Raw genomic sequence first — 18,980 nt, forward strand, 5'->3', positions numbered from 1 at the left:
CCAGCGCGAACTTCTTGCCAGGTGAATCCTATTAACGGATAAAAATTTTTGCTGATGCTGATGCATTGCAGAGAAGTGAAAAAAGGGGAAAGCATTTCCCCTGTTTTAGATCAGTTACGCGCTGCGGCTGCTTTAATCCATGCCAGCACCAGCGGCGAAATTTCCTGGCGTAGCGCTGCGCGTTCAGACTGAAACAGCGTGGCGACAAAAAAGCGGTGGTCGGGCAACTCGATAGCGCGTACATCGCCAGCCATATCATGGGCGCTCATGCGTAATGGAAACGCCTCCAGTTCACGAATAAAGTCGGGGTTAACACCGAAATTACAGCGATAGCCTTCATGCGTCTGCAGACTGCCGTAAGCGTCAGCAATGAGGCTGCCTGGCACCAGCTGCACATCACCGGTTTTCTCAACCAGTGAGCATGCCAGCGGTGTAATCACTAAGCGTCCCGTCTGGTCTGTTTCCGCATGTCCGGCATCGTGCCAGCCCATCACGTTGCGCGCATATTCTACCAGCGCATATTGAAACCCGCCGCAAGAGCCCAGAAACGGAACCTGCTGCTCACGCGCCCAGCGAATAGCGGTAAAGGCACCGCGATCGTGTTGATAAGGGCTGCCGGGCACCAGCCAGATGCCATCATAGCTTGTCAGATCATCTGCGTTATGAATCGAGGTGGTCGGCAGCCAGTCCCAGCTGGCAGTAATATTTAACTCACTTAGCGCCAGAGGAATGGCCAGTGGAATAGCCTGATGTGCAACGGCGGACGGGCGATAATCGCCGACTAAGGCAAGACGAACAGCAGCGGTCATCTTTAGTTTCCTGTGCAGTGAAAAAAAGGAGATGCGTCAAATTCTGCTCCTTTTATAGCGGTTTTGGTTAATTTATGCGATAAAGAGCACAGATTTAAGCGTAGTAAAAGAAGTTATCGCAACGGTCCGGTGGACCAGTCCCTGTGCGATAGCCCGCCGTCCGGCCAACTCATCTTCTTTATAACCGTCACGGGAATCCGTTTAATGCATACCAAACCAGCAATTTTACTGGCAGGCGTTCTGGCGCTCGCTCCTGCATTAGCGCAGGCGGAAACGCAGCACAGCCATTGGGGAACACGTTGGCAGCGACTGCCAGCTACGCCCGTTCCGGTGGCTGGCATGCAAACAGGCTATGCCGATGTAAACGGTATCCAGCTTTATTACGCCACAACAGGCAAAGGCGCGCCGCTTATCCTGCTGCATGGCGGGCTGGCTAACAGTGATTACTGGGGGCTACAGGTTACGGAGCTGGCGAAGCACCATCAGGTGATCCTGGTCGATAGCCGTGGACATGGTCGCAGTACGCGCAATGCGCAGCCTTACGGTTATGATTTGATGACCGACGATGTTATTGCTTTGATGGATCGCCTGCATCTGCCGACAGCCGCCATTGTTGGCTGGAGCGACGGAGCAATTATCGGGCTGGATATGGCGATGCGTTATCCGCAGCGGGTAAGTAAAGTGTTTGCTTTTGCGCCAAACACTATGACGCAGGGCGTAAAAGCAGGCACCGAAAAGAATCCGCTGTTTGCGGCTTATATTTCCCGTGCAGAAGAGGAGTATAAAAAGCTGTCGGCCACGCCCAATGATTATGCGCATTTCAGGCGGCAGATTAGCCAGATGTGGCAGTCACAGCCTGGGTGGCGCGACAAAGATTTAGGCAAGATTACAGCACCGGTAATGATTGCTGATGGCGATCATGATGAGGCGAGCGATCGCCATCATCTGGAGCATATTGCCGCAACCATTCCTGATGCCGGCCTGCTGATCCTGCCTACCGTCAGCCATTTTGCCTTTCTGCAGGCGCCGAAAGAGTTCACCGATGCGGTGCTGCACTTTCTTGATGATAAAACATCCCGCACTTGATGTATAAGGTGCGGCGACCATCTCGCTTAGCCAACAATGAGTTTATGTGCCAGGCGGGCTATAATCTCCAGTAGCAGCAAGTTGCCGCTAAAAAGGCAGATTAGTATAAAAATAAATTTCTTTTGGCTATTCATTCTGTTCCGCACCTGTGAATTGATTCCGCTGCTACACTTTAAAGGCAACAGCCTTAACCGCATATCAACATCTCCCTTACAGCTGTAAGGAAAACCAACATGTTGTATCAATACCTTGATGGTGCTAACTGGCGGCATATTTATATCGTCGGTGATTTGCATGGCTGCCGTGCCTTACTGGATCGCCAACTGCTGGCAGCGCGCTTTGATCCGCAGGAAGATTTGCTGATCTCAGTGGGCGATCTGATCGATCGCGGGCCGGATAGTCTGGGTTGCTTGCGTCTGCTGGCAGAGCCCTGGTTTCGCAGCGTGCGCGGCAATCATGAAGAGATGGCGCTGAACGCGCTGCAGCAGAACGAAACTCTGCTGTGGAAAATGAACGGTGGAGATTGGTTCTGGCGGCTGAATACTGAGCAGTGCGATGAGGCGCAGCGCGCGCTAATACAGTGTCAGACGCTGCCTTTGATCCTGCATATTAGTCTGGAAGAGCGTACTGTGGTTGTGGCGCATGCTGACTATCCGGCAGCGCATTACGCTTATGAACAGCCTGTTAATGAATATGACGTGGCCTGGGGACGCGAACGCATCCATCGTTTACAGCGCGGTCAGGGAGAAATTATTACCGGAGCGGATGATTTCTATTTTGGTCATACACCGCTGGACCAGCCGCTAAGCGGCTGGAACCAACACTTTATTGATACCGGCGCGGTGTTCGGCAATCAACTCACGCTCATTAAAATTCAGTAAGCGGATGCCAGCGTCCGGTTAGCGCCGAAACAGTTTACCGTCGCGCACCAGCTCACGTGGATAGCTGTTTTTCAAACGCTGACCCACCTTTTTCGCCAGGCCAAGCGGCTGTTGTTGCCAGGTCACCAGCACTTCATCGCGTGGCAGCGGTGCCTGTGGCCAGATATCACGCCCGCGATACCACTCTTCCGCTTCATCTTCGCTTAGCTCAACGCTATTGGTGGCATCGGGACAGGCGAGGGCGATCACCGCTTCATGCTGCCAGCGATAGCCTTTGTTGAAAGTTTCCGCCAGCTTCAGCCCAATGCGCGAAAAACGCACCCGCCCAAAAAGCGGCTCTGCTGTGCCGGGAAATAGCCAGATCTCTTTATCACGCTGCCATAGCGAGTGCGAAGAGGGGCAGTGCAGGCCAGATTTTGCAGCAGCCTGAATCACCGTCTGCGCATCTTTACGTGACAGCGGGCTAAAAGGAAACTTGCCAACCTTATAACCTGGCGCAGGCAGTGGTTCCACGCTGTTCGTTTTGCGCAGCCGCGCCACAAAAAAGCCTTCACTATCGAAAAGCTGCGGGAAAACGTGTAAAAAGCCTTCCTGCGTAACGGCTTTATCCGCGCCGGGAAAAAGATCCTTTAGTGTATCGATCTCTACGGCATCAGGATAACGCTGGCAAAGCCACGTCACGACCTGCTGATTTTCCAGCCTGTTCAGAGTACAGGTGGAATAAATCAGCGTGCCGCCGGGCCTGAGCGCATGAAAAGCGCTGTCGATCAGATCGCGCTGGGTGGCGGCGATAGCGTGAGTACTTTCCAGCGTCCAGTTGCGCAGGGCGTCGGGGTCTTTACGAATCACACCTTCGCCAGAGCAGGGAGCATCAAGCAGAATGGCATCAAACGTTTCCGGCAGCGCCGGGCCAAAGACGCGCCCGTCAAAATGGGTGATTGCCGTATTGCTGATACCGCAGCGGCTGATATTTGCGTGCAACACTTTTACCCGGCTGGCCGCATACTCATTAGCGACAATCACACCCTGGTTATTCATCAGCGCCGCCATCTGGGTCGTTTTCGAGCCGGGCGCAGCCGCCACATCCATCACGCGCTCAGGTTGCGGCTGTACAGCAAATAGCGCGCTAACCGGCAACATCGAGCTGGCCTCCTGGATATAAAAGAGTCCGCTGAGATGTTCAGCGACGCTGCCCAGCGGCAAGGCCTCATCTTCTTCGCTGCGCGTTATCCAGAAACCTTCAGCACACCAGGGGATCGGCGTGAGCTGCCAGCCATAGTCAGCCGTCTGGCTTAAAAAATCCGCCACGCTGATTTTCAGCGTATTCACACGCAGGCTGCGGCGCAGCGGCTGCTGGCTGATAGCCAGAAAGTCCTGCAGACTGGCTTCATCGGGCAGCGTTTGCCGCATCAGGTCAAGAAAGGCCTCAGGGAAAGGGGCTCGGGATTGTTGGGGCACGACAGAGTTCCGGTAGTTGCAAAAAAATCAGGCGGGAAGTGTACCACAGCCAGGGCAAAAGCTGATGAAGAGGGGAGCCTGACAGCCAGACTCCCCTCAGGCGATCAGGAGGAGGGGATTGCCGTCCCCCATTTACGCCACTCTTTCGGCTCGCCATCCTGCAGCAGGAAATGTTTGCCGGAAGAGGCCCGTGGCGCCAGCGGCACCGTTGGCGGCGTGGCAAACTGAATGCCGCCGCGAATAAACTGCTGGAAGGTGCCGGTTTTCACAACGCCGCCAATCAGGCCAAACTCCAGGTTATAGCCAGAGGCCAGCCAGAACACCGAGTTGTTGCGCACCAGATGCTGATACTTTTTGCTGATGCGCAGCTGAACCTGCACGCGATCCGCCATGCTGCCGAGCGAGGTGCCGGTTACCGTACCAACCTCAACGCCCCGGAACAGTACCGGCGTGCCGATGCCCAGCGATCCCGCTTCCGGCGCATCAACCACAATATTCAACCCGTCCAGATAGCGTGAGTCAGTAATGGTGGTTTCCTGCAGCTCAAAACGGCGCGTCAGGCTGCCTTTACCCGGATCAACGTTGATATAAGGCTGCAACAGCGTTTCCAGGTGATTGACCCCGGTAGCGGATATTTCCGGCGACACTACCGAGAAACGGCTGCCGTTGCGGGCGAAGCTTTGCACATATTCCGGATACAGCACCGCTTTGGCGATCACCTGATTATGATCCTGGCTGAGCGCCAGCGACTCCACCTGACCAATATCAATACCCAGGTAGCGAATCGGCATGTTGGCAGAGAGCTTGCTGCCATCATAGGTGTGCAGCAGAATCTGGCTGCCGACGGCGCGAGCGGCAGTTTCAGAACTGTAGAGCACGCGCGTTTCATTTTTGCTGCTGCTGGCTCCTTCAAGGTTATCAAAACTGATGGCACCGCGCAGCGCCCGGTTCAGCGGTGAGGCCTGAACCGTCAGCCCGCTGCCGTTGAGCTGCACTTTGGCTCCGCCTTCCGCCCAGAAAACACTGTCGGGGGTCAGCAGCTTGCGATATTCCGGCTTAATATGCACCGCCACCACAAACTCGTTGGCCTTCGGCGTCACATCAACGATTTCACCTACCTGGAACTTGCGATAGAGCACCACTGAACCGGGCTGAATATCTGGCAGGCTGTTAGCCGTCAGCGTCAGGGTGGTCGGCGGACGTTCGCCGGTAATGCCTTCCTCCGCCTTCTCCGCATTGGCGTAGAGCGGATACCGATCGCGCGGCGCGCCTTTGCTACCGGGCTCCAGGCGAATACCGCCATCTACCCATTCACTGGCGCTGGCACCCAATACTTTCATGCCATCAAGACCAAATTTAACGTCCAGTCGGCTATTGATAATAAATTTGCTGTCGGCATGTACCAGCTGGCGATGTTCCGGGGCAATTGCCGCTTCGAACTCCACCCCTTTTTCGGTGAGGTGGCGACGGATCACCTGACCAATCTGAATGCCGCGCAGCACAACCGGCTGGCCCGCATCAATGCCGTAGCTTTCCGGCGCGCTCAGGCGCACGGTCAGCACATCAGGCTGCTGTAGCAGCGCCTCGTTGCTTTGGCGGACCTGAAAACGATTTTGCGGGTCGCCCTCGCCAGGAATCAGTTCCAGCGTGGTGCCGGTGAGCAGCGAACTCAGGTTAGGATTATTTAGGGTAACTTTCGGACTACGCATCTCAATACGCGTACCGCTGCGCATCAGACCCACCACGGAAGGATCCAGCGTCAGCTCGCCAATCACGGTGCCGCCGGGCTGTAGCGTCATTTTGGTCAGGGTACCCACTTCCAGTCCCTGATAAATCAGCGGCGTGCTGCCTTCCTGCAAACCCTTGCCATTGGGCAGATCGAGCGTAACGATGACGCCACGCTGGCTATGTGCCAGATCGGGATAAAGCTGATAGCTGCTTTCGCTGGCGGCCTGCTGTGACGCGGGCGGAGAGTCAAAGGCGATAGCGCCGTTCACCAGCGCCGCAAGGCTTTCCAGCTCTACTTTCGCCCCGCTAAGGTTCACATCCGCCTTAACACCGGAAACGTTCCAGAAGCGACTATCCTTTTTCACCAGATTAGTGAAGCGGCGCTCGATCAGCGCATCAATAGTTACGCCGTTATTATCGGGATTAATCGTGTAATCATAGACGCGGCCGACCGGGATTTTGCGGTAGTAGACGGGCGAGCCGGTATTTAGCGAACCCAAATCCGGCGCGTTTAAATGCACCATCATCTCACCGGTATTAACACGGTATCTGGGCTGCGTATCCAGCGCGACGAAGTTTTCGCGGCGCGGCCCGCTCTTGCCGGGCATCATACCGATGTAGTTACCGCCGACTAACGCATCCAGCCCGGAAACGCCCGCCAGCGAAGCTTTGGGCGTCACCAGCCAGAATTGCGCATCTTCACGCAACGCGTCGCGCATGTCGCTTTTAATACTGACGCGTACCTTGATTTTACGCAGATCGTCGCTGAGGCTGATACCCTGCACGGTGCCAACCTCAACGCCCTGATAGCGTACCGGCGTGCGACCCGGCACGATGCCGTCCGCCTGGGCAAAGTCGATGGTTACCGTGGTGCCGCGCTCCTGATAGTTGGTCCACAGCAGCCAACCGGCAATCATCAGAGCGATAAAAGGCAGCAGCCAGAACGGCGAAATTTTACGCTTGTTGGTTATCCGCGCTCTAGTCGGTGTAGTCGGCGTTTGTTGCATGAGCATCCCAAATAAGACGGCTATCCAGCCACTGTACGGCAAGGATAGTTAAAATTACCGCGGCGCCAAAATAGAAGGCGGCCGGTCCCATAGTAAAAGCCAGCAGCTGGTCACGATTCACCAGCGACATGGTTAACGAAATCACAAACAGATCCAGCATTGACCAACGCCCCACCCAGGTCACCAGGCGCAGCAGCCGGATACGGGTTTTTAGCCCTTGCTGACAGCGAAAATGAATACTGAGCAACAGCACCAGCAGCACCAGCACCTTGGTAAAAGGCACCAGAATACTGGCGATAAACACAACCGCCGCCACCGGGATATTGCCGGAGGCCAGCGACAGAATGCCGGAGAAGATGGTATCTTCCTGACGCGCGCCGTTGAGATAAATGATAGAAATTGGCAGCAGGTTGGCCGGTATCAGAAACACGATGGCTGCAATGAGCGCCGCCCACGATTTTTGCAGGCTCAGGGGGCGACGATAAGCAAGACGCGTATGGCAGCGCGGACAGCGTCCACGATCGTCCGGCAAGCCGGTATGATGACAGTTCAGGCAAACCTGTAGCTTCTCCTGCGCAACTTCCGCCTGCGGCTGCGGATAGAAGCGATGCCACAGCTGCTCCATATTCAAATGGATCATGGTTAACAGGCTAAGGATCATCAATGCGATAAACGCCACCAGCCCATAGCCAATGTCGATATCGGCATAATCTTTTACCTTAATAGAGGCGACCGCAACGCCCATCAGGTAGATATCCAGCATGACCCACTCTTTCAGGCGCTCCAGCATCAGCAGTACCGGGCGCAAATTCATGCCCAGTCGGTTGCCGAAAAACAGAAAGCCGATAGCGCCGACCAGCGTAACCGGCGCGCCAATGGTGCAAAAAGTGACCATCGCAGCGGTCAGCACGTCACCCTGCATGGTCATCTGCATAATGCCCGTCAGAACGTTGGCGCGAATGGGCGTGCCCAACAGGCGGATCTGGATAAGCGGCTCGATAAATGCAAAAGGCATTAACAGCAGCATGGTCACCGCCATGGCCATCAAACGGGTCATCGACCAGTCCCGGCCGGTCATGATTTTAGCGTTGCAGCGCGGACAATGAGCAGACTGGCACGATTTAACATCCGGTAAGGAAAAAAGGGTATCGCATTGCGGGCAACGCTGATAACGTTCATGGGGCAGAACGTGACTGATAGTATGTATTTTCATATAGTGAAGCAGTGACCCTCATCGTGCAGATAAGCACGGTCCTTGAATGATGCAAAACGGACGCTGAGGGGCATAGCCCGTTTTGATAATCCGATCCGCAAGATACTAAGGTTATATTAACTGCCGGAATCCTTCACCTTGTGGCAATGGATATTTAATGCTTATTTTACCGGACGGCTCAATTGTAGCCGTCCGCTTGCTTTTAAGATGGTCAGAAAATGAACAAACAAGAATTTTATCACGATCTTAACCGCGATCTGCGTGCGCTTATCGCTGGTGAAACCAGTTTTCTCGCCGCGTTAAGCAACAGCAGCGCGCTACTGTTTGAGCGTCTGGAAGAGGTTAACTGGGCAGGTTTCTACCTGTTAACCGAAGAGAAGACGCTGGTGCTGGGGCCGTTCCAGGGCAAAATCGCCTGCGTACGCATTCCGGTTGGCCGTGGCGTGTGTGGCACGGCAGTTGCAGAGAAAAACGTGCAGCGTGTGGATGACGTGCATGCATTCCCGGGTCATATCGCCTGTGATGCCGCCAGTAACGCTGAAATCGTGCTGCCGCTGATCGTCGATGGCGAGGTGATCGGGGTACTGGATATCGACAGTACGCGCTTTAATCGCTTCGACAGTGAAGATGAAACTGGCCTGCAAACCTTTACCAGTGAGCTTTGCAACGTGTTAGCCCAAAGCGATGTTAAAAAATATATTCATCTGAATCGTGGCTAAAGCGCTGGATTTCGTGGCAATTGCTGATGGGGTCATTATAATGTCGCCTGTTCATGCCCGCGCTGGTTGGCAAACCCGTTGTAATCAGGAAATTTCATGGAAAATCAACCTAAGTTGAATAGCAGTAAAGAAGTCATCGCCTGGCTTGCGGAGCGTTTCCCGCACTGCTTTAGTGCCGAAGGTGAAGCGCGTCCGCTTAAAATCGGTATCTTTCAAGACCTCGTCGAACGTGTTCAGGGTGAAATGAACCTGAGCAAAACGCAGCTACGTTCCGCTCTGCGTCTTTATACCTCCAGCTGGCGCTATCTGTACGGCGTTAAAGCGGGCGCAACCCGTGTTGATCTGGATGGCAATGCCTGCGGTGAGCTGGAAGAGCAGCATGTTGAACATGCGCGTAAGCAGCTTGAAGAGGCTAAAGCCCGTATTCAACAGCAGCGTCAGCAGCAGCAGGCGAAAAAGCGTGAAGCGGGTGCCGGTGAAGATGCGCCTGCGCGTCGTCCGCGTAAAGCCGCCAGCCGTAAACCTGCCGAAGGTGGTCAGCCTGCGCGCAAAGCCCGCACCAGTGAGACGCGCCCGGCTCAGGATCGTGCGCCTGCCGCACCGCGTCAGCCGCGTCCGCAACCCGTTACCGACACGTCAGCGCTGCAGCCTGGTCAAAATATTAAAGTTAAAGCTGGCAAAAGCGCAATGGACGCCACCGTTCTTGAGATCTCCAAGGATGGCGTCCGGGTACAGCTGGCATCCGGCCTGGCAATGATCGTACGCGCAGAACATTTACAGTTCTGAAACGGAGGCCACCCTGGGCATGAACAAGTTTTTTAAGATGAGCGTGATGGCGGGCCTGCTACTGGCAGGTCACGCCATTGGCGCTGATAGCATTACTCGCGCGGATCAAATCCCGCAGCTGCAGGAAGAGCCGCAGCACGCTACCGTTAGCGAACGCGTTACCTCCCGTTTTACCCGCTCTCACTACCGTCAGTTTGATCTCGATAACGCCTTCTCAGCGAAAATCTTCGACCGCTATTTGAACATGCTGGATTACAGCCACAATGTGCTGCTGGCAACCGATGTGGCGCAGTTCGCTGATAAAAAAAACACGCTGGGCGATGAGCTGCGCAGCGGTAAACTCACGGTGTTTTACGACTTATTCAATCTGGCGCAAAAGCGTCGTTTTGAGCGTTATCAGTATGCGTTGACAGTGCTGAACAGGCCGATGAGCTTTACCGGCAACGATACCATTGATACCGATCGCAGCAAGGCGCCGTGGCCGAAAAATGCCTCTGAGCTGAATGCCCTGTGGGACGCGAAAGTTAAGTATGACTGGCTCAGCCTGAAGCTGACCGGCAAGCAAGACACTGAAATCAAAGATATTCTCACCAAGCGCTACAATTCCGCTATTCGTCGTCTGGCACAGAGCAACAGCGAAGATGTTTTCCAGCTGGCGATGAATGCGTTTGCGCATGAAATCGATCCTCATACCAACTATCTCTCGCCACGCAATACCGAGCAGTTTAATACTGAGATGAGCCTTTCTCTGGAAGGTATCGGCGCGGTGCTGCAAATGGATGAGGACTACACGGTCATCAATTCAATGGTAGCGGGCGGCCCGGCGGCAAAAAGCAAAGCGCTGAGCGTTGGCGATCGGATTGTGGGCGTGGGTCAACCGGGCAAACCGATTGAAGATGTCATCGGGCTGCGGCTGGATGATGTAGTGGCAAAAATCAAGGGGCCGAAAGGCAGTAAAGTGCGCCTGGAGATCCTGCCTGCCGGTAAAGGCACCAAAACCCGTACCGTTACGCTGACGCGCGAGAAAATACGCCTTGAAGATCGCGCGGTCAAAATGAGCGTGCATAACGTCGGTAAAGATAAAGTTGGCGTGCTGGATATTCCGGGTTTCTATGTCGGCCTGACCGATGATGTGAAAGTACAGCTGCAGAAACTGGAAAAACAACACGTTGATAGCGTGGTTATCGATCTGCGCACTAACGGCGGCGGAGCGCTTACCGAAGCGGTGTCGCTTTCCGGTCTGTTTATTCCCAGCGGCCCGGTAGTGCAGGTGCGCGATAATAACGGCAAAGTCCGTGAAGACAGCGATAATGACGGCGTGGTTTATTACAAAGGCCCGCTGGTAGTATTGGTCGATCGCTTTAGCGCCTCGGCGTCAGAAATTTTTGCTGCGGCTATGCAGGATTATGGCCGTGCGCTGATTGTCGGCGAGCCAACCTTCGGTAAAGGCACCGTGCAGCAGTATCGTTCTCTGAACCGTATTTACGATCAGATGCTGCGCCCTGAGTGGCCTGCGCTGGGGTCGGTACAGTACACGATTCAAAAATTCTACCGCATCAACGGCGGCAGTACGCAGCGTAAAGGCGTTACGCCCGATCTGCTGATGCCTACCGGTGTCGAGGCGGCAGAAACCGGCGAGAAGTTCGAGGATAACGCTCTGCCGTGGGACAGCATCAATGCGGCAAGCTATACCAAATCGGGCGATTTAAGCGATCTGGTGCCTCTGTTGACCAAAGCGCATCAGCAGCGTATCGCTAAAGATGCCGAGTTCCAGTACATCATCAAAGATATTCAGCGCTATAACGCCATGAAGGACAAGCGCAATATTGTGTCGCTCAATCTTGCCCAGCGTGAGAAAGAGAACCGTGAAGATGATGCGCTGCGTCTGGAGCGGATTAACGCACGCTATAAAGCGGAAGGGAAAAAGCCGCTGGCTAAGCTTGACGACCTGCCGAAGGATTATAAAGAGCCCGATCCTTATCTGGACGAAACGGTAAATATTGCTAACGATCTGGCGCATCAGTCGCCGGAACAGCCGGGTAAAAAAGCGGCAACGGCAAAATAAATCGTCGATATAACCTCCCTTTAAAAGGCACCGCGTTGGCGGTGCCTTTTTTATTGCGCGCCATTGTTTAGCCCGGCTGTTTAATCGCATAAAGTGAGGTTAAAAAAAGATTGCGACAAAATGTAAAGTTATGTCTTTTTAAGCACTTAAACGTTAAGTATGCTTGAAAAGCTACGCGATGCCCCTACGATGTATATCCGCGCATGGGCGCTTAGTTAACTGAGGAAGATTAAAGTTTATGATGCGTATTGCTCTTTTCCTGCTGACCAACCTTGCCGTGATGTTGGTATTCGGGCTAATTTTGAGCCTGACAGGAATTCAGTCAAGCAGTGTGCAGGGCCTGATGATAATGGCGGGTCTGTTTGGCTTCGGCGGTGCGTTTGTTTCACTGCTGATGTCGAAATGGATGGCATTGCGTTCCGTTGGCGGTGAAGTTATTGAACAGCCGCGTAATGAGACGGAACGCTGGCTGATGGAAACGGTAGGGCGTCAGGCGCAGCAGGCAGGGATCGCTATGCCGCAGGTAGCGATTTACCATGCGCCTGATATCAACGCGTTTGCTACCGGCGCACGTCGCGATGCTTCGCTGGTCGCCGTCTCTACCGGCCTGTTGCAAAACATGAGCCGTGACGAAGCGGAAGCCGTGCTGGCGCATGAGATAAGCCACATTGCTAACGGCGACATGGTCACCATGACGCTGATCCAGGGCATTGTGAACACCTTTGTGATCTTTATTTCCCGTATCCTCGCACAAATCGCCGCAGGCTTTTTGTCCGGGAACCGGGAAGATGAAGAGAGCAGCAACGGCAACCCAATGGTCTATTTCGCCGTGTCCATGGTACTGGAGTTGGTGTTTGGTATTCTTGCCAGCATGATCACCATGTGGTTCTCACGTCATCGTGAGTTTCATGCTGACGCAGGCTCAGCGCGTCTGGTAGGCCGTGAAAAAATGATTGCGGCGCTGCAGCGGTTAAAAACCAGCTACGAACCGCAGGAGCCGGGCAGCATGATGGCGTTTTGTATCAACGGTAAAGGCAAATCATTAAGCGAATTCTTTATGTCGCATCCGCCGTTGGATAAACGTATTGAAGCGCTGCGCAGCGGCCAGTATCTGAAATAAAAGTCTCTGCCAGCCTGGCTGGAATAATGAAAAAACCACCTCTCAGGAGGTGGTTTTTTATTGCCTGCGGTTCAGGGATAACGGCCAACCCCGGCGTTAACTGTGCTTTTCTAGCGGCTGGCGCAGGCGCGACAGGCTGAACAGCGCGGCGAGGGTAGAAAACAGCCCCGCCAGCAGCAGTGAGGCGTGCGTACCCTGCGTATCAAACAGATTAAACATAAGCGCTACCAGCGCCGCGCCGCTGGTTTGTCCCAGCAGGCGAGCCGTGCCCAGCATACCGCTGGCACCGCCGCTGCGATGGCGTGGTGCGGCAGAAATGATGGTGTGATTATTTGGCGACTGAAACAGGCCAAAGCCCGCGCCGCATAAAATCATGCGCCAGATAATATCGCTATCCGTCGGCGCAACGGGCAACCAGGCCAGCGCAAACAGACCAAAGGCAAAAACGGCCAGCCCGATCCCACCCAACAACCCGGCATGAAAGCGTTCCAGCAGGCGTCCGGCAATCGGCGACATCACCATCGTGGCCAGCGGCCAGGGCGTCAACAGCAGACCGGTTTCCACCTCGCTTCTGCCCAGCACGCTCTGCAAAAAGAAGGGCAGGGAAACCATCGCCAGCATCTGCGCCAGAAAGGAACAGATCGAGGTGCAGATTGAAAGCGAAAAGATGGGGATACGCAGCAAATCCACCGGCAGCAGCGGAAAGGGCATTCTCAGTTGACGCCGGATAAACAGCGTGCCGACCAGCAGCAACGCCAGCAGTTCGGCCACAATAAGCCGGTAGTCCTGGCCCTGCGCCGCGCCGCTTAGCGCTGACAGCAGCAGGCCGAAAGTCAGCGCATTCATTACCGCGCTGGTAATATCGAAACGCTGCGTTGGCGATGACTTCTGGGTGTTGTCCGGTAAAAAGCGCCAGGCCAGCGCCAGCGCCAGCATGCCCGCAGGCACGTTAATTAGAAACAGCCATTTCCAGGACGCCACTGCCAGGATCGCAGCAGCAACCGTTGGCCCCGCCGCGCTGGAGACGGCGACAATCAGCGTGTTAATCGCCATGCCGCGTCCCAGATAGCGCTGCGGATAAATAATCCGTATCAGAGCCGTATTCACGCTCATTAGCGCCGCGCCGCCAAAGCCCTGCAGAACACGGGCGAAAGTTAACATGCCGAGCGAGTCAGAAAAGGCGCACAGCAGCGAAGTAGCGCTAAACAGCAGCAGCCCGCCCTGATAGATACGCCGGTAACCCAGCAGATCGCCAAGAAAAGAAAACGACAGCAGGGAAATGATAATCGCCAGCTGATAGGCATTAATGATCCAGATCGATTCCGCCGGGCTGGCCTGGAGCTCGCGAGCGATAGTCGGGAGGGCGACGTTGGCAATGGTGCCATCAAGCACGGCAACGGTTATTCCTAAAGCAATAGCGGCTATCGCGCCATAACGACGCGGCAGCGGTAAACCGTCAGAGGATGTAGTCACAGGCATGCTTAAAATTAAAGAGGGTGAATATCACCATGCTAATGATTTTTTTAACGTGATGCATCTTAATTGCATCGAAAAGTCTTACAGATGCATCACTTGTCACGCACAAATATTGCCTGCGGCAGGAAGAGCCACGTATACTGGAAATGGCGTTCCATTTTTAATAAAACAATTTTAAAAAGGCTTTGATTATGGCGAATGTAGATGGCGATAAACAGCCCGATTCGGTCTCTTCTGTACTGAAGGTGTTTGGCATTTTACAGGCTCTGGGCGAAGAGCGTGAAAACGGCATTACCGAGCTATCGCAGCGCGTGATGATGTCCAAAAGTACCGTTTATCGTTTTCTGCAAACCATGAAGTCGCTGGGCTATGTTTCTCAGGAAGGCGAATCAGAAAAGTATGCGCTAACGCTGAAGCTGTTTGAGCTGGGTGCCAGAGCGTTGCAGAATGTCGATCTGATTCGCAGCGCAGATATTCAAATGCGCGAGCTGTCGCGGCTGACCAAAGAGACCATTCATCTTGGGGCGCTGGAAGACGATAGCATTGTCTATATTCACAAAATCGATTCGCTCTATAACCTGCGCATGTATTCGCGTATCGGACGCCGCAATCCTTTGCACAGCACTGCGATTGGCAAGGTGTTGCTGGCCTGGCGCGATCGTGCCGAAGTGCATGATATTCTGCGTGAGGTGGAGTTCCGCCGCAGCACGCCGCACACGCTGGGCAGTGAAGAAGAGCTGCTGAAAGTGCTGGATGTGGTAAAAGTTCAGGGCTTTGGCGAAGATAATGAAGAACAGGAAGAGGGGCTGCGCTGTATTGCCGTACCGGTTTTTGACCGTTTCGGCGTGGTGATTGCCGGTATGAGTATCTCTTTCCCGACTATTCGCTTTTCAGAAGAGCGCAAGCATGAATATGTCGCGATGCTGCATCGCGCAGGACGCACGCTCTCATCGCAGCTGGGCTATCACGACTATCCTTTTTAAAGAACACAAAGCGGCACCTTCAGGGTGCCGCTGTTGCTGAAGGGCAATCTAGCCGTTATTGTCCACAACCTCAGAGCTTTTTCTGAGCACAGGACAATCCGCCACGCCAATAATGCCGCTGTCGCTGTGCAGATATTGCGCTTTGATCATCCCGCGAGCCGTCAGATACTGACACTGTAAACCGATACCGGCGACATTTTTGTGGCTGCCGGTCAGGATGCCATAGCCGGTTAGCAACAGTCCCAGCCAGATGAGCGCCAGTAAACTCACAATTCGAAGCAATATTTTCATTTTATCTCCCTGTAAAAATGGCAAGCTTCCCGCTTCGTTGCCGAAAGGGGAGCAGCATAGCCTGATTGCAGGATGAAAGCGATCGGAGGAAGCTTAAAGCGATGTTCTGACGCAGCGGCTATTCATTACAGTGAATCCAGGTAAAATCGTCGGCGTAACGTAAGACAAGCAGAGGTTGTTATGAACGAATTAAATGGCGGTGGCACTCTGATGCCGCTTATCAGCAGTATTGCTTTTGCAGTGGTGGGGCTGATTGCCTGGTTTTTTGTTAATCGTGCCAGCGTGCGTGCCAGTGAACAGATTCGGCTACTGGAAGCACTGCTGGAAGAGCAGAAAAAACAGAATGCTATCCTGTATCAGCTGACGCAGCAGGTTGTCGGCGGTGAGCAACAGCAGAGGGATGATGAGCAGGACCCAGATTTCACCCGCCTGATCCCGGAGCGATAAACAGTCATTACGGCTAAGGAGCAGAAGGATGAAATGGAGAAATCCCTGGTACGACGCGGAAAAATCACACCACACGCCGGAAGGATTTTGCAATCCAGAGCCTGACCTGCGCCAGTCGGGCGATCTTCAGCGCTGGCGTAAAGAGCGTAAAGCGCAGGGAGTCCCGTTTCCTCCACGCCAGGGTTATGACGCTTTTACGCAGCAGTGGCAGCAGCAGGCCGATCTGAGCGGTGAACAGGACTGCATATGGTGGCTGGGCCACGCAGCGATAATGCTGCGGCTGGATGGGCGCTACGGTTTAATCGATCCGGTATTATCGCAAAGAGCTTCGCCGCTGCGCTTTTATGGGCCGCAGCGTAAAACGCCTGCACCGTTGGCTATTAAAGATCTGCCTTCTCTCGACTGGGTATTGATCTCGCATAATCATTACGACCATCTCGACAGGCCGACCCTTAACGCTATTCTGCGACGCTTCCCACAGGTCCAGTTTATTGTGCCGCTGGGGCTTGAGCCCTGGTTCCGCCGGGCAGGCGCGCGCCATGTGGTGCAGCTTGACTGGTGGCAGCAGACGCAGCGTCACGGGATAACGTTTCATGCCGTACCGGCGCGCCACTGGAGTATGCGCACCCTGTACGATCGTAATCGTTCGCTTTGGTGTGGCTGGACCATTAAAACGGAACATCTTAATTTCTGGTTTTCTGGCGACAGCGGCTATTCACCCAGTCTGCTGGACATAGCGCGTCGTCTGGGACCCTTCAATCTCGCGGCATTGCCCATAGGCGCCTATGCACCAAGATGGTTCATGCAGGCACAGCACATGGACCCACAACAGTCAGTATCATTACATCAGGCTATCGGCGCTCCGGTAACCATTCCTATCCACTGGGGAGTATTTGAGCTGGCTGATGAGGCACTGGATGAGCCGCCACAGGAGCTGGCACGGGCGCTCGAGGCGGCTAAGCAGAATAAAATGCGTTTCCGCCCCTGGAAAATAGGGGAAAGGGCCAATTTAAATAATATAAACCAGGAATAATCTGATAACAGCGAGGGATAATCTAATAGTGTAACGGTTACGCTTTAAAACGCCCTCGCCTTATTCAAAAGATCGGAATGACTTTTAAATAATAATGCTGCGTTTATTTGGGGCAGGTGAATTTATATATTCCTTTTTTTGGTGCAGCCTGGCAAATTTGCTCCCGACAGGCAGATTACAGTGATGCTATTTCTGATATTGCATGGCCCTGAAATCAGGCGAAGACGTTGAAAAAAGGTGAAGTAGAGTTGCCATAATTATGCAATATTCTTCCGTTACAGTGAGAAGCGGCGAAGGTAAAAACTGAGACGCACATCTCTTCAGGCCCACAGGCTGCTGGATTTCACTGCCGGACAGTAATGTAGCATGCCCGGGCGAAGGGGCGGCGTTTAACGTTTCTTAATGCATAAAACTGCAAACTTTGTAATGAATTCACAATAAGTGTGCGGCAGGTCGATCACCGTTTAAAAATTACTTGCCATAAATTATCGGATATGTGATAACGCTATTAAGCAAAACGAGGTACAGCTCTGTTTATGTATGGCATATTCAGTAAAGAAGTAATGAGTAAAGACGTTGACGTTGAATACCGCTTCCTTGCCGAACCTTATATTAGTGCCTCATTCAGTAATGTCTCTGGTTTTCTGTCAGTCGCCTTCGGGCAAATAAACATTCTAAGGAATTACAAAGATGGCAAAAATTAAAGGTCAGGTTAAGTGGTTCAACGAATCCAAAGGTTTTGGCTTCATTACTCCGGCAGACGGCAGTAAAGATGTGTTCGTTCACTTTTCTGCTATCCAGGGTAATGGCTTCAAAACCCTGGCCGAAGGCCAGAACGTCGAGTTCGAAATTCAGGATGGTCAGAAAGGTCCGGCTGCGGTTAACGTTGTCGCTATCTGATAGCCTGTTTTTCTTTTCACGCGGTGCTTTATTTACTGCGTAAAGATAAGGCAAAGGCCCTGGTCAATGACCGGGGCCTTTCTTTTTTGGCAGCTTTTGGCGGATGACGCTATTGCCTGCAGCGTGTAAACTGCGCGCCTGATTCAGCCAGAGAAAGAGACCATGGATTATCTTTGTCCCCTCTGTCAGCAGCCATTAACGCTGGTTCATCACAGCTGGCGCTGCGCGCAACAACATCAGTTTGATCGGGCAAAAGAGGGCTACGTTAATCTGTTGCCGGTGCAGCATAAGCGCTCCAAAGAGCCCGGCGACAGCGCAGAAATGATGCAGGCGCGTCGGCAATTTCTGGATGCCGGTTACTATCAGCCGCTACAGCAGAGAGTGGCTTCTTTATTAACGCAACAGCTATCTGCGCAAGCCAGCATACTGGATATTGGCTGTGGCGAAGGTTATTACACTGCAGCGGTGGCCGATGCGTCGGGAGAGCAGGCCAGCGTTTGCGGGCTGGATGTGGCTAAGGTAGCAATTCGGGCTGCGGCAAAACGCTATCGGCATATCGATTTTTGCGTTGCGTCCAGTCATCGTCTGCCTTTTGCCAATGCTTCCCTGGACGGTGTTTTACGCATTTACGCGCCCTGTAAGGCGGAAGAGCTGGCGCGCGTGATCCGCAGCGGGGGCTGTTTGTTAACCGTAACGCCTGGTCCACGCCATCTGCTGCAGTTCAAAGCGCTGATCTATTCGCAGGTGAGATTGCATGATACGCAGCAGGAAGTGCTGCCAGGATTTACGCTGGAACTGGAACAGCAGCTGGCGTATCCGTTAACGTTAAGCGGTGCGGATGCGGTAACGCTGCTGCAAATGACGCCGTTTGCCTGGCGCGCCAGCGCGGACGTATGGCAAGCGCTACGCGACAGTGCGCAATTCAGCAGCGAGGCGGATTTTATTGTGCGTCTTTGGCGCCGTAGTTAATTGAAAATG

General features: G+C 53.7%; 18 protein-coding genes. 12 read left to right on the forward strand and 6 right to left on the reverse strand.

Features of this window, described 5'->3' with window-relative positions; all coding sequences use genetic code 11:
* Positions 1–110: 110 nt before the first annotated feature.
* Positions 111–809, reverse strand: a complete 699-nt coding sequence (locus tag ACQE32_RS03960) for a CTP synthase C-terminal region-related (seleno)protein (protein ID WP_426972352.1) — start codon at positions 807–809, stop codon at positions 111–113.
* A 204-nt stretch (positions 810–1,013) separates the two neighbouring features.
* On the opposite strand from ACQE32_RS03960, the gene ACQE32_RS03965 reads away from it, so the two are divergent.
* Together ACQE32_RS03965 and ACQE32_RS03970 are read left to right on the forward strand one after the other, a co-directional pair.
* A complete protein-coding gene (locus ACQE32_RS03965; protein WP_427021379.1) occupies positions 1,014–1,895 on the forward strand; it encodes an alpha/beta fold hydrolase in 882 nt (293 codons plus the stop codon).
* A 233-nt stretch (positions 1,896–2,128) separates the two neighbouring features.
* Positions 2,129–2,776, forward strand: coding sequence for a metallophosphoesterase (locus ACQE32_RS03970; RefSeq protein ID WP_427021380.1), 648 nt, complete (start codon positions 2,129–2,131; stop codon positions 2,774–2,776).
* Positions 2,777–2,794: 18 nt separating this feature from the next.
* Here ACQE32_RS03970 and rsmF read toward each other — a convergent pair whose 3' ends face one another.
* The 3 genes from rsmF to yebS all read right to left on the reverse strand — a co-directional run bounded on the left by rsmF (position 2,795) and on the right by yebS (position 8,182).
* Positions 2,795–4,234 (reverse strand): 16S rRNA (cytosine(1407)-C(5))-methyltransferase RsmF, encoded by a 1,440-nt coding sequence (rsmF, locus tag ACQE32_RS03975; RefSeq protein ID WP_426981782.1) that lies wholly within the window; start codon positions 4,232–4,234, stop codon positions 2,795–2,797.
* A gap of 104 nt (positions 4,235–4,338) precedes the next feature.
* The gene (locus tag ACQE32_RS03980) at positions 4,339–6,975 is read right to left on the reverse strand and encodes an MlaD family protein (protein ID WP_426981781.1); all 2,637 of its coding nucleotides are present in this window, start codon (positions 6,973–6,975) and stop codon (positions 4,339–4,341) included.
* A complete protein-coding gene (gene yebS / locus ACQE32_RS03985) occupies positions 6,941–8,182 on the reverse strand; it encodes a membrane integrity lipid transport subunit YebS (RefSeq protein ID WP_426972360.1) in 1,242 nt (413 codons plus the stop codon). Before yebS ends, ACQE32_RS03980 begins: the two co-directional genes overlap by 35 nt.
* A 218-nt stretch (positions 8,183–8,400) precedes the next feature.
* Between yebS and ACQE32_RS03990 the strand changes: the two genes are divergently transcribed.
* From ACQE32_RS03990 to htpX, 4 genes are all read left to right on the forward strand, one after another.
* The gene (locus ACQE32_RS03990) at positions 8,401–8,901 is read left to right on the forward strand and encodes a GAF domain-containing protein (RefSeq protein WP_085071498.1); all 501 of its coding nucleotides are present in this window, start codon (positions 8,401–8,403) and stop codon (positions 8,899–8,901) included.
* Between the two features lie 96 nt (positions 8,902–8,997).
* Positions 8,998–9,687 (forward strand): RNA chaperone ProQ, encoded by a 690-nt coding sequence (gene proQ / locus ACQE32_RS03995; RefSeq protein WP_427021381.1) that lies wholly within the window; start codon positions 8,998–9,000, stop codon positions 9,685–9,687.
* 19 nt (positions 9,688–9,706) lie between these two features.
* Positions 9,707–11,752, forward strand: coding sequence for a carboxy terminal-processing peptidase (prc, locus tag ACQE32_RS04000; protein ID WP_426972364.1), 2,046 nt, complete (start codon positions 9,707–9,709; stop codon positions 11,750–11,752).
* A gap of 238 nt (positions 11,753–11,990) precedes the next feature.
* Positions 11,991–12,872, forward strand: a complete 882-nt coding sequence (gene htpX, locus ACQE32_RS04005; RefSeq protein WP_085071501.1) for a protease HtpX — start codon at positions 11,991–11,993, stop codon at positions 12,870–12,872.
* 96 nt (positions 12,873–12,968) lie between these two features.
* On the opposite strand, the gene ACQE32_RS04010 is transcribed toward htpX, so the two are convergent.
* Positions 12,969–14,351, reverse strand: coding sequence for an MFS transporter (locus tag ACQE32_RS04010; protein WP_426972366.1), 1,383 nt, complete (start codon positions 14,349–14,351; stop codon positions 12,969–12,971).
* A 188-nt stretch (positions 14,352–14,539) separates the two neighbouring features.
* On the opposite strand from ACQE32_RS04010, the gene kdgR reads away from it, so the two are divergent.
* The gene (kdgR, locus tag ACQE32_RS04015) at positions 14,540–15,331 is read left to right on the forward strand and encodes a DNA-binding transcriptional regulator KdgR (RefSeq protein ID WP_085071503.1); all 792 of its coding nucleotides are present in this window, start codon (positions 14,540–14,542) and stop codon (positions 15,329–15,331) included.
* Between the two features lie 48 nt (positions 15,332–15,379).
* On the opposite strand, the gene ACQE32_RS04020 is transcribed toward kdgR, so the two are convergent.
* A complete protein-coding gene (locus tag ACQE32_RS04020) occupies positions 15,380–15,622 on the reverse strand; it encodes a YobH family protein (protein ID WP_085071504.1) in 243 nt (80 codons plus the stop codon).
* Positions 15,623–15,802: 180 nt separating this feature from the next.
* Here ACQE32_RS04020 and ACQE32_RS04025 point away from each other — a divergent pair, with 180 nt between their 5' ends.
* The 5 genes from ACQE32_RS04025 to rlmA all read left to right on the forward strand — a co-directional run bounded on the left by ACQE32_RS04025 (position 15,803) and on the right by rlmA (position 18,971).
* Complete coding sequence (locus tag ACQE32_RS04025; RefSeq protein WP_427021382.1) at positions 15,803–16,069, forward strand: YebO family protein; 267 nt, start codon at positions 15,803–15,805, stop codon at positions 16,067–16,069.
* A 28-nt stretch (positions 16,070–16,097) separates the two neighbouring features.
* Positions 16,098–17,102 carry an MBL fold metallo-hydrolase gene (locus ACQE32_RS04030; protein WP_427021383.1) on the forward strand — a complete coding sequence of 335 codons (1,005 nt, stop codon included), beginning with the start codon at positions 16,098–16,100 and terminating at the stop codon, positions 17,100–17,102.
* Positions 17,103–17,638: 536 nt separating this feature from the next.
* Positions 17,639–17,806, forward strand: coding sequence for a DUF2627 domain-containing protein (locus ACQE32_RS04035; RefSeq protein ID WP_103058347.1), 168 nt, complete (start codon positions 17,639–17,641; stop codon positions 17,804–17,806).
* Positions 17,793–18,002 (forward strand): transcription antiterminator/RNA stability regulator CspE, encoded by a 210-nt coding sequence (cspE, locus tag ACQE32_RS04040; protein ID WP_004386688.1) that lies wholly within the window; start codon positions 17,793–17,795, stop codon positions 18,000–18,002. The genes ACQE32_RS04035 and cspE overlap by 14 nt, the downstream gene beginning before the upstream one ends.
* Positions 18,003–18,164: 162 nt before the next feature.
* Positions 18,165–18,971 (forward strand): 23S rRNA (guanine(745)-N(1))-methyltransferase, encoded by an 807-nt coding sequence (rlmA, locus tag ACQE32_RS04045; protein ID WP_427021384.1) that lies wholly within the window; start codon positions 18,165–18,167, stop codon positions 18,969–18,971.
* Positions 18,972–18,980 lie beyond the last annotated feature (9 nt).

The sequence above is a fragment of the Pantoea sp. FN0302 genome, from assembly GCF_050113775.1.
GTDB lineage: Bacteria > Pseudomonadota > Gammaproteobacteria > Enterobacterales > Enterobacteriaceae > Mixta > Mixta alhagi.